The 11784-nt window shown below is 53.9% G+C and carries 9 protein-coding genes; 5 read left to right on the top strand and 4 right to left on the bottom strand.

Translation table 11 applies throughout. The annotated features are described in order from the left end of the window. Positions 1-37 precede the first annotated feature (37 nt). On the top strand, positions 38-1045 hold the full coding sequence (locus IEY39_RS26825; RefSeq protein WP_188937446.1) for a metal-dependent hydrolase: 1008 nt from the start codon (positions 38-40) through the stop codon (positions 1043-1045). Between the two features lie 12 nt (positions 1046-1057). Here IEY39_RS26825 and IEY39_RS26820 read toward each other — a convergent pair whose 3' ends face one another. Further along, a complete protein-coding gene (locus IEY39_RS26820; protein ID WP_188937445.1) occupies positions 1058-2257 on the bottom strand; it encodes a phospholipase D-like domain-containing protein in 1200 nt (399 codons plus the stop codon). 165 nt (positions 2258-2422) lie between these two features. On the opposite strand from IEY39_RS26820, the gene IEY39_RS26815 reads away from it, so the two are divergent. After that, the gene (locus IEY39_RS26815; protein WP_188937444.1) at positions 2423-3004 is read left to right on the top strand and encodes a hypothetical protein; all 582 of its coding nucleotides are present in this window, start codon (positions 2423-2425) and stop codon (positions 3002-3004) included. On the opposite strand, the gene IEY39_RS26810 is transcribed toward IEY39_RS26815, so the two are convergent. Beyond that, the gene (locus tag IEY39_RS26810) at positions 2982-3503 is read right to left on the bottom strand and encodes a hypothetical protein (protein WP_188937443.1); all 522 of its coding nucleotides are present in this window, start codon (positions 3501-3503) and stop codon (positions 2982-2984) included. The two genes, IEY39_RS26815 and IEY39_RS26810, sit on opposite strands and share 23 nt — an antisense overlap. Before the next feature lie 209 nt (positions 3504-3712). Here IEY39_RS26810 and IEY39_RS26805 point away from each other — a divergent pair, with 209 nt between their 5' ends. After that, positions 3713-6091 (top strand): ABC transporter permease, encoded by a 2379-nt coding sequence (locus IEY39_RS26805; RefSeq protein ID WP_188937442.1) that lies wholly within the window; start codon positions 3713-3715, stop codon positions 6089-6091. On the opposite strand, the gene IEY39_RS26800 is transcribed toward IEY39_RS26805, so the two are convergent. Together IEY39_RS26800 and IEY39_RS26795 are read right to left on the bottom strand one after the other, a co-directional pair. After that, a complete protein-coding gene (locus IEY39_RS26800; protein ID WP_188937440.1) occupies positions 6069-6659 on the bottom strand; it encodes an MBL fold metallo-hydrolase in 591 nt (196 codons plus the stop codon). The two genes, IEY39_RS26805 and IEY39_RS26800, sit on opposite strands and share 23 nt — an antisense overlap. Further along, positions 6656-8887, bottom strand: a complete 2232-nt coding sequence (locus IEY39_RS26795) for a helix-turn-helix domain-containing protein (protein ID WP_188937436.1) — start codon at positions 8885-8887, stop codon at positions 6656-6658. The genes IEY39_RS26800 and IEY39_RS26795 overlap by 4 nt, the downstream gene beginning before the upstream one ends. A gap of 84 nt (positions 8888-8971) precedes the next feature. Between IEY39_RS26795 and IEY39_RS26790 the strand changes: the two genes are divergently transcribed. Then, positions 8972-10318 (top strand): hypothetical protein, encoded by a 1347-nt coding sequence (locus IEY39_RS26790; protein WP_188937435.1) that lies wholly within the window; start codon positions 8972-8974, stop codon positions 10316-10318. 46 nt (positions 10319-10364) lie between these two features. After that, positions 10365-11771, top strand: a complete 1407-nt coding sequence (locus tag IEY39_RS26785; protein WP_188937433.1) for a sialate O-acetylesterase — start codon at positions 10365-10367, stop codon at positions 11769-11771. Positions 11772-11784: the final 13 nt, after the last annotated feature.

The raw sequence follows: 11784 nt of genomic DNA, 5'->3' as shown, positions 1-11784 counted from the left end.
GGCCCCCAGCGTGCTTTTTGCCTACCTTAGCCTGGATATGGACTCTCTCACGCATATCGTACTCGGAGCAGCCATCGGCGAAGTGCTTGCCGGCCGCACGCTGGGGAAAAAAGCCCTGCTCATCGGCGCCATAGCGAACAGCCTGCCCGATATCGATTTTATAGCGGCATTCTGGCTGGACACCGCCCGGGATGTATTGGCGCATCGGGGTATTACCCATTCCTTCCTGTTTGTCGCGGTGATGACGCCTTTGTTGTCCTTTTTGGCCGGCCGTCTTTTCCCGCGTAGCGGAATGACCCGCCGAAGCTGGCGGGTCTTCTTCGGCGTGGAATTGTTCGCCCATATCTTCATCGACGCCTTCAACGCTTACGGAACCGGTTGGTTCGAGCCCTTTGATCATTCCCGGGTCTCCTTCCATTTACTCTTTGTTGCGGACCCCTTTTACTCGACATGGCTGGGTATTGCTTTTGTTGCCTTGCTTGTATTGCGGGCCGGCCACCCCGCACGGCGAAAATGGGCCTGGACCGGTATCCTGCTCAGCAGCGCCTATCTCTGCTATTGCATCAGCAATAAGGCGCGCATCGATCGGCAGGCAAAGGTAGATCTGCTCGCGCAACACCATTCCTATACCCGGTATTTTTCCACGCCTACGCCCCTCAACAGCTGGCTCTGGTATATTGTGGCCGAAGACAGCAGTGGATTTTATACCGGCTACCGGTCGGTGTTCGACTGCCAGGCTACGGATTTCCGTTACCAGCCGCGTGCCGATAGCCTGCTGCAACCCTTTCTCGGTCATTCCGACGTGCACTGTCTCTTACGCTTTTCCCAGGGATATTATACGGTGGAGGAATGGGGCGACACCGTCGTCTTCAACGATCTGCGATTCGGCGAAATGAAAGGCTGGGAAGACCCAAAAGCGCATTTTGTGTTTCACTACTTCCTGCAACGTCCTGAGGAAAATAGGGTGGTGGTGCAGCGGGGGCGTTTTGCCGGCTGGAATGGCTCTACGCTAAGAGCCTTTATCCGGCGCATCGGGGGCAACTAACGGCGCCCTTCTTTAACGGCGTCGCGTTTCTTTCTCCTGTTTCCAATAAAAAGTGGAAAGGAAGAACAGCATTCTGACCAACTCATAGGCCATCCATTGCAGCAACCGCCGGAAAGGCCCGGTATGATGGAAATAGTTCTCCGGGACGACCTCCACGCAACAATTACGGATAAGGGTGTCCAGCTCCTGCTCCACGCCCGTGGCGAAGACAGTATTGCGGACATCCATATTCAATTCCACGCTGGCATACGCGCTTATCTGGTTGACATTGTAGGAGCCATCCGTCATCCATTCCCCGTCATACACCGCCATCTTCCCGTGCAGGATGGTTTCCTGGTATTCGAAAACCCGTATCTTGTTGCGAAACAGCCAGCGATACATATATTGTTCGGCCAGCCTGGAAATGGGCACATCCGTTTTGCCGCCGACGATGATGCGGATAGCCACACCTCTTTTCGCGGCCTGCATCATATTCTTCCGGATGATCGAGCCGGGCATAAAGTAAGCAGACAATATGGTGATCCGCGATTGGGCGAGTCTGAACATCTCCACATAACTGCGGGAGATCTCATTCTTCCCCAACACCCAGTCGTTGCGTCTTACCCTGACCAGGCATTCTGCTTCCGGGACAAACGCCGGAAGGTAGGAGAAATAATAATTATTCGGATTCGTCGTTTTCCAATAAGCCTTGGTCCACATGTCCCGGCAGATGATGTGCAGCTTTAGCGCGGCCTCTCCTTCGACCAGCAGTGCCCTATCAAGCCAGGCTTTTTGTCCACCGATGTCGTTGTAGCGATCACTGATGTTGACGCCACCGGCCATGCCCCTTGCTGCATCTGCTACGATCACCTTATGATGCATCCGTCTGCCAAGATAGAACTTCCGGCTTTTGAACAATGGATAGAACCAACGGAATCGGATGCCCGCTGCCTTCCATTCATTGATCATTTGCCTGGAGAGATGTTGGGAGGCGTAACCGTCCAGCAGGATATAGATCTCCACTTCGCGGCCTGCTGCCCGTAACAATGCATCCGAAACTATCCGGCCCGTCTCGTCACTGTCGAAAATATAGGTCTGTAAATGAATGGCCGTCTGTGCGCCATCTATCAACTGAACGATGGTGGAGAAAAACTCTTTGCCGCCATGGACCAGGCGCACTTTGTTATGATGCGAATATCCTTTCAATAGTCGCGGGGTCCTTTTTTGTGCCATACATCAGAGAGGTCGGTTGCGTAAATATCGGGTTTTGCTGGCAACCGGCGGCGCCTGGACGAAAAAAACCAATTAAGGTATGGCAAAAATTATTTCGTAGTATATTAATTAATTGTTAACTTAAATAGACAAAAATCACGTTCTAGTATCTAAAAACACGTCAAAATGAAAGCTTGCCATACCTTATTTTGGGCGTGCGTGGGAATGGTCCTGGCGCCCTGTTTTGCTTCTTCGCAAAACGACTACCACCCTGCCGCTTACACCTATAACGATGGAAGAACGGCTATTACCAGCAATGTGCCGTTGAATGAGATCAATGCGCGCGCCTATCGCCATTTTCAGCGGATTTTTCCCGCCGGCATCAGCAACGAGTATTGGTTTGTTTCCGACCAGGGATACCAGGTCTCTTTCCTGCTGCGGGGCCGTCATTTCCAGGCTTACTTTGACAAACGTGGCGGCTTCCGCTATTCTTTACAATACTATGCGGGAAGAGAAATCCCCCGGGTACCGGGGGATCTGATAAGGGCTAAGTATCCTGATTACCAAATAGATGTAGTTACCGAAATCACCGATGGGGAAAAGACCTTCCACCTCGTGAAGATTGTCAACCCCACCCATATCATAACGCTTTCGGTGGTTGATGGAAAAATAGAGGTTCTGGAAGAGCTGATCAACGACACGGCCGTGGCGGAAGGGTCGCCTCTCGCGCCAGGGACTCCTCTTGTTACTCGACAGTCCTACCCCTGAGGGTCCTGGACTTCTTGTCCCACTTGTCCAGCTCGCTCTTGCGGACAACGAGAGTGGCCTGGGCCACATCCGAACAGGAGCCGCAACGCGCCTGGTATTTATTGGCGTCGTACGTCACCATAGTAGTACCATTCCTCCAGTTGGTGCCATATAGCACATATTGATTAATGGTATAACCGCTGCCGGGGCCAAAAGCCAGGTCATTATTCCCTTTTTCAAAGCTGATCATGAGCCTGTCGCCATCCGTGGCGTCGCAGACACCCGGGGTAAGGGCGGGAATGATCACTTCGTTGATGTATTTCCCGTTTTCCATCTTCACCACCCCCGAATGCACTTCGACTTTCACATCGCCGAGATTTCGGTTGAGGATCAGCTTTTGATCTATGTAGAATTGCACCTGCTTAAGATCGATATTGTCTCTGTCCAGGCGCGCTTTCAGATCGCGGGTAAAGGGGACATAACCGGATACTCTTCTGCTGCTGCTACAGCTGCCTAACATCAGGGTTAGCAAGATTAAGCAAGGGATTACGGTGAAGATTCTTCTCATATTTATTTAGGTGTTAATTGTGCAGGTTTTGACTTTCCTCAAACGAAATAGTTTCTTTTGGCTTATGTTATGTAATTGTTAAAATGGCAGCTCATTTTTACAGCCCCTCGCTGCAACATTAGTCTTTTTTCTGCGTCCGTTATGAGTATAATGCCGCTGCCATGCTCAAAAACTTTATAAAAGTCGCCCTGCGCAACCTTTGGAAACACAAAGGCTATAGCTTTCTGAATATATTCGGCCTGGCCATGGGGATGACCTGCAGCCTGCTGATCCTGCTTTGGATATGGGACGAAAAGAGCATTGACAACTTTCACGCAAAGGGCGACAGGATCTACCGCGTCTACGAGCGCCAATACTATGACGGCAAGGTAATGGCCGGTTACTACACCCCCGGCATCATGGCCGACCAGATGAAAAAAGATCTTCCCGAAGTGGAAATGTCCACCGGCTTCACCTGGTATGAAAAAAGGACCTTCCAGACGGGCGACAAGATACTCAAAGAGCAGGGCCGGTATGCCGGCGCCGATTATTTACGGATGTTCAGCTATCCCCTGCTGGAGGGCAGCCCTGCAACCGCCCTCTCCACTCCGGTGAGTATTGTCATCTCGCGCAAAATGGCAAACGATCTCTTCGGCAGTCCCCATGCCGCCATCGGCAAGTCCATTCGCTATGAGAACAGAAAGGAATTCACCGTCACCGCGGTGTTCGAAGACGTCCCCGACAACACCGCCGACAAATTCGACTATCTCATCAACTGGACGGCATTTCTGGATGACAATAACTGGGCGAAGGACTGGGGCAACAACGGTCCCCAGGTATTGCTCCTGCTCCGCAAGGATGCCGACCCCGCCCTTTTTACAAAAAAGATCACTCATTACCTGGACGCCTATAATAAAGATCAAAGCAAGTCCTTTCGCATCGAATTGGGAATGCAACGCTACGGTGATGTCTACCTGCATTCCAATTTCAAGGACGGGCGGATAGAAGGCGGCCGCATCGAGTATGTCCGGCTCTTCAGCATCGTGGCGATCTTTATCCTGCTCATCGCCTGTATCAACTTCATGAACCTCACCACCGCCCGGTCGGTAGGCCGCGCCAAGGAGATCGGCATCCGGAAAGTGGTGGGTGCGGTAAGGCCCGCCCTCATCCGGCAGTTTATCGGGGAAGCCATCCTGCTCTCCTTTTTCTCGGTGATCCTCGCCCTGGGCCTGGTCCTGCTGATCCTGCCGGCCTTTAACCACCTAACGGAAAAGAACATCCATTTCCCCTTCACCGCCTCGTTCTTCTGGCTGAGCCTGGCGGCTCTCACCCTCGTCACCGGCCTCATCTCCGGCAGCTATCCCGCTCTTTTCCTTTCCGGTTTTCAGCCAATACGGGTTCTCAAAGGCTCGCTGAAATTCAGCGCCGGCGCGGCCTGGTTCCGCAAAGGGCTTGTTGTCTTCCAGTTTGTCCTGTCCATTGTCCTTATCATCGGCACCATCGTCGTCTCCCAACAGGTGGATTATGTACAATCCATCAACCTGGGTTACGACCGGGATAACCTCGTGTATATCCCCATGGAAGGCGATCTGCCGGATAAATACAAAACGTTTAAGGAGAAGGCCCTTCAACTTCCGGCGATCGCGAGCGTCACCAAAACAAGCCAGGACCCCGTCAATCTCGAGAATGGCACCGGCGGGATACAATGGGATGGCAAAGACCCAAACAACCTGGTCATGTTCACCAACATGGCGGTGGGCTATGATTTTATAAAGACGATGAATCTGCGATTGACAAAAGGCCGGGAATTTTCGACCGACTATCCCACCGACACCGTCGGCTATCTCCTCAATGAAGAAGCGTTGCGGCGTGTCGGCTACAAGGATCCCATCGGCCGGAATCTCACGATGTGGGGAAAGAAAGGTAAGATCGTCGGCATTGTAAAGGACTTTCATTTCGCTTCCCTGCATGATCCGATAAGGCCCCTGATCATCCGCTATGGGGAAGAAGGTTCGGATAGCCGGTATGGAATTATCCTGCTGCGCATCCGGGCCGGTCAGACAAAACAGGGGCTTAGCCAACTGGAGCAGCTGTGCCATGTCCTAAACCCCAAATTCCCCTTCACCTATCAATTTGCCGACGAAGAATATCGCGGTCTGTATAAGAGCGAGTCCATCGTCCACAGTCTCTCCAACTGCTTTGCCGTACTGGGCATCTTCATCTGTTGTCTCGGACTATTGGGGCTGGCGATGTTTACAGCCGAACAACGAACAAAGGAATTTGGCATCCGCAAGGTGCTGGGGGCAAAGGTCGGTACGCTCTTCGGTCTGCTTTCAAAGGATTTTCTCGTGCTGGTGCTGGTGGCCTTTGTCCTGGCGTCTCCGCTGGCCTGGTGGGCGATGCATGCCTGGTTGCAGAATTTTGCCTTTCACATCAACGTGGAATGGTGGGTCTTTTTGCTGGCCGGTGTGATGGCGCTGCTCATCGCGCTGTTGACGGTTAGCTATCAGGCGCTCAAGGTGGCGTTAGCCAACCCTGTCAAGAGTCTCCGGACGGAATAGGCCCGCCCTCCCGCCCATGCGCCTGATAAACCCGGCTGACCCCCATCGCCCGCAGCTTTTCCCGGCTTTGGCGAAGCAAGAGGTTATCTCCATCGGGCATCCCCAAAGGAAGATCACCGGTGAAGGCCTCCCCGCTGTCCAGTACAAGGGTGACGCTGTCGTCGCTATGACCCGGCGTAAGCACGAACTCCCCGGCGAATGCAAGCCTCCGGAGAAAATCCCGGCTTTCCGCCACCGGCAGCAGAATATTGCCCGCAGGCTGAATTTCTTTATAGGCGGTGTCCGGCTTGATATAGGGACGCATCAACGGAATGGCATACTCCTGCTCCTGCAACAAGATAAATTGTAATCCCTGCTCCTTCAATTCCTGCACCAGCCCCGCATGATCGGGATGAAAATGGGTCACAAAGAAATGATCCCCGGCCCCCAATAGCACTCCGCGACTTCGGAGTACATGCTGCCACCTGCCAAGCGTGCCCGGCCAGCCTGCATCCACCAACAACCGGTGCTTACCATTATCCAGCAGGTAATAATTAGTAGAGAGGTAACTGATAGTCAGGATATTCATGACGCCTTGCTCGTATACTTAAAATAATTCAGCACCGCTCTTATCTCCCCAAAGGAATAACCATCCCCCAGCCTTCCGCGTATCGGCCCCAGCGCATTGCCGCCGAGCTCCTTTATCACCGCAAGGATGAGCGCTATCTTATGCTCGGCTACCAACTCCTTGACATCGATCTCCCCGGTGAATATAAACGAAGCCAGATGCCCCTCCACGGTGGATATCGTCAACCCGCGCCGCTTTGCTATCTCGGCTACACTACAGCCTTCCCGATGCAGCTGCAGGCTGATGCGGTTGGTATCCCCCTTCTGCGGGCGGCTCGTGGAAAGCGCTACCGAGGCTTCGTCCGCTGTCGCCTGCCGGGTCTTTCTATCGTTTTCCATACCCGATAGCAACCGGGTCGCATCCACCCCCTTTTGCAGCCCCGACACTATTTTCGCCGCATCTTCTATCTGCTGTTTCTTCCGGGCGACAATCCCTTTCAACGCCTGCAATTCCTGCAGGTATTTCTTCGCCTTCTGCTTAGCCCGCAGCTCGGATATATGCTCCTGCAAAGGAGTGATCACCTCCGCTTCGAGCAGCTGAGTAAAATACCCGGCTGCTGCTTCGGTTCGTTGTTGCAACTGCCGGTAGCCATCGTTCTCCGCTTCGGGCAACAGCTGCTCCAACTGCCGGGAGAATTTCTGCGCCACCTCCTGTTGCGTCTGAACGCTTTCCAGCCATTTTCGGCCTAACAACACCGCCGCCTCTCTTTCCGGTATCTTGCGGTGTGCATAGCCGGTATAATGATCCTGCAGTTGTTCGACCAACCGCAGCCATTGAAAGGCATTCCGCAGGGTGTCGCCTATAAAGTGGAGTTGTTCTTTCTCCAATTGGTCTTCCGCTGCTTCCGCCTGTCTGTCTTTGGTATAAAACACTACCCTTGGGTCGGTGCTGATGGAAGAAGGCGGGATACGGCTGCGCAGGACAAGGCCATCCAATCCTCTTAGCCGGCTCAACGCAACATAGACCTGTCCCGGTGCAAAAGAAGCACCGGCGTCGATCACCGCCTTGTCGAAGGTAAGCCCCTGGCTTTTGTGAATAGTGATCGCCCAGGCCAGGCGGATGGGGTATTGACGAAAGCTGCCCAGCTCTTCCTCTTCGATCTCGTCCTTCTCCCGGTTGTAGGCATACCGGATGTTCTTCCAGGTTTCCTTTTCCAACACCAGCTCATCGGGTTCATCCGGGAATTCCAGGGTGAGCCGGTCGTCCGTCAGTTTTTTGATGGTACCGATCTTGCCGTTGTAATATCGTCTCACTTCCCCCTTGTCATTCTTTATCAGCATCACCTGTGCGCCTTCCTTCAACGTGAGGGTCCTTTCGGCAGGATAGGCCTTGTCATTAAATTCCCCCGTCACCGTGGCCTCGAAAACCTGTGTGCGGCCCCGCAGCTTGGACAACTCTTCCTGGTTGATGCCGTCGGCCTGCGCGTTGTGGGAGGTAAGGGTGATGTAATGGTCCCCCTTTGACGGGATGAATTCCGGCTGGTAATGATCATGCAGGTATTCGAGGTCTTGCCAACTGGCCCGGTTGTTTCGAATATTGTTCAGCAATTCGATGAAACGTCCTTCCTTCTGCCGGTAGATCTTTTTCAGTTCGAGGTATACTGGCGGGGCCTGTTTCACCACCTGTGCGTCGAAGAAGAACGGGCTGCTATAATAGGCTTTCAGGATATCCCATTCGGCATTGGATACCACGGGCGGCAATTGATAAAGGTCGCCGATATACAATACCTGTAAACCGCCAAACGGCAGATCGGGTTGCTTGCGGAAATGACGCAGGATGGTGTCTACGGCATCCAGGGTGTCGGCGCGCACCATGCTGATCTCGTCGATGATCAGCAGTTCCAGCTCTTGCAACAATTCTCTTTTACTGGCGTTGAACCGGATGTTGCGGAATAAGCTATTTACATCGGAAAAGTTAGCCTGCTCGCCAAACCAACCGGTTCTTGCCGTGGGTAGAAAAGGACCGAACGGCAGTTGGAAGAAAGAGTGCATCGTAGTACCGCCTGCATTGATGGCCGCCACTCCGGTGGGCGCCACAACAGCCATCTTCTTAAAACTGTTCTCACGGATATATTTGAGAAAAGTGGTCTTGCCCGTGCCGGCCTTGCCGGTGAGGAATATAGGCCGGGCAGTCTGGTTGACAAATTGTACGGCTAGCTGAAACTCCGCATTGTTCGTATCGGTCGACATAACCCTTGCAATTTAATGCAAAGTTTAAAAGCGCCCCGGCTACTCTGGAACAATTGTTGAGCGACCCAAAATCAAATCAAAGCCATGCGACCTATCCTCCCCTTCTTTCTGCTCCTTCTTTTCGTGGTGCAACAAGCCTGCGCTCAATCCGGCCTCAACGGTGTCTTTGCCGGGGTGCAGGTCACCATTGGCGCCAGTCCCGGCAGCATGGGCCGCACCGATCACGTCATCTGGTTCCGGTCTGACGGCACGTTCAACTCCGATCTGCACAAGCCGGACTGGAAGACAGCCACTACCGGCCACTATACGGTCAGCGGCAATAAGGTAGTGCTGCAATATCCCAAAGGGGGAAAGGATTTCTACACCTTGCAAGGTGATATGCTCACCGGCGGTGGCTATAACCTGATAAAATTGCCGGAATCCAATAGCGTCCCCCCGGGCATGTACCATTTCAACTATGCCTACAGTTCGGGTGGCGCGGGCACCGGCCTCGCTTATGCAGGCACCGCATCGAACACCGATCTCTCGTTCGATGGGAATGGCAATTTTTCCCGCAACGCGATGTCCGCTACTCAGGTCGGGGGTGGCGTGGTGGCCGGCGGCAGCACCCGCAGCAACAGCGGCAGCGGTCACTACACCATCAAAGATGGCGTCCTGGTGCTTACCTACGCCGATGGCCACACGCAGGCCCATAGCTTCTTTAGCCGCCCCGGCGAAAAACCGGTGATGGCTGCCGTCGACGGCAATATCTATTTTTTGGACGACCCGTCTTCCGCCAAATCCTCCACAGCCGGAGCCCACAATTCCACCAGCGCCGCGGGTACCGACGCCCCCACTATCAAAGCGCTGTTGTACAAGGCCAACCAGGTTCAGGGGGGCTCCCGCCTGGATAACCTTCAACGTGCCAGGGTAACAGGCTCCATCAACAACATCACCTTCATCAACAAAATAGACCTGCACCAGCAACGCTACCGGCTCGAGCTGTACAAAGGTTCTACGCTCGCAGCCCTCGAACAGGTAGAAGGCGCCACCGGCTGGGTAACGGTGAATGGCAACAAAACCAGTATGTCACCCGACAGGATGAGGGAAATAAAAGAAGGCTTCTGCACTGGCGTCCTGGGATTGCGCCGGGAGGTCATCAGCCGGATGGAGTCTTTGAAACAGCAGCATCAGCCCAACAACAACACTTCCGTTACCTTTATGCTGGACGGCGAGGAATTTGTGTTCATGCTCAACGGCAATGGACAGCTTATAGGGGATGGCGTCAAATCGGCCGGCAAGACAAGAACGAGTGTCTATGGCGATCTTCGGAATGTCGATGGGCTCCTGCTGCCCTTCACCGAATCAGACCAGCAGGACGGCCAGAAGGTCCTCATCCGCTATACCCGCTACGAGCTCGACCCGACCTTCAGCGAGGCTGACTGGCAATAATTTGCCGCATTTGTAATAAATTTAGGGCCGTCAAAAATTTCATTCGATGAGAAAACTTAGTTTGCTGATCCTGTCCCTATCCGCTTTTGTTCTCTGTCGCGCCGATGTGCGCTTGCCAAACGTCCTTTCCAGCAATATGGTCCTGCAGCAGCGGTCGCAGGTAAACCTTTGGGGCTGGTGCGAGCCGCAAGAAAAGATCATGATCACCGCTTCCTGGGACGGCAAGGTAGATTCGGTGAAGGGTACCCGGGACGGCAACTGGAAACTGTCGCTGGCAACCCCCGCTGCAGGTGGCCCTTATACGATCACTATAAAAGGCCAGAATACCCTTACGCTGGAAAATATTCTCATCGGGGAGGTCTGGGTCTGCAGCGGTCAATCCAACATGGAGATGTCCGAGTCCTGGGGGCTGCCCGATGTACAAGCCGAACTGCCTTCCTGCTATAACTCCAATATCCGCTTCTTTCATGTGCCCAGGACGACGGCAGCCTACCCGCAGGACGACTGCCCGGGGAAATGGACGGTTTGTGATTCCAATGAATTGAAGCAGTTTAGCGCGGTGGCCTATTTCTTTGCTAAGAAACTCAACGGGGAGCTGAACGTTCCCATCGGGCTGATAGAGGCCGCCTGGGGTGGTACGCCTGCCGAAGTGTGGACGCCTGCTGGCCTGGTGAATGGCGACCCCGTCCTGAAGGCCGCGGCGGAGAAACAGAAGCCCGCCAAGGGATGGCCGTATACGCCCGGCTATTGTTATAACGCGATGATCGCACCGCTGACTCCTTTTGCCATCGCGGGCGCCCTCTGGTACCAGGGTGAAAGCAATACGGAGGCTCCGCACACCTACGGGAAACTGCTTTCGACGATGATCGCTTCGTGGCGCGGGGCCTGGAATGCGCCGCTACCCTTTTATTATGTGCAGATAGCGCCTTTCGCTTATGGGGTAAAAGACCAGGGCGCCGTTGTCCGCGAGGAGGAAGCCCGTACGATGCGCCTGGAGAATACCGGAATGGTTGTCATCAGCGATCTGGTTACGGACACCGCAAATATTCATCCCAAGGACAAACACGATGTCGGGCTGCGGCTGGCCAGCTGGGCCCTGGCGGAAACCTATCATCGCAGCGGTATAACCTTCAAAAATCCCACCTATCAAAGCATGGAGATCAAGGGCGATAAGGCGATACTCACCATCACCGATGCGCCGGACGGACTCCTGCTGAAAGGCAAAGAACCAATAGAACTGGTCATCGCGGGAGAGGACAAGGTCTTCTATCCCGCGAAGGCGAAGATAGAAGGCAGCAGGATGATCGTCTCCGCCCCGGCGGTAAAAAAACCCGTTGCCGTCCGCTATCAGTTCGACAATGCCGGCATCGGCAACATCTTTGGTAAGGACGGGCTGCCGCTGGCGCCTTTCCGTACCGACGACTGGCCGGTGATGACCGATAGCGGGCTGTAGGGAAAGTAACCTG

This window comes from Puia dinghuensis, assembly GCF_014642875.1.
Classification (GTDB): Bacteria; Bacteroidota; Bacteroidia; order Chitinophagales; family Chitinophagaceae; genus Puia; species Puia dinghuensis.
This window is presented reverse-complemented; position numbering and strand designations above follow the sequence as displayed.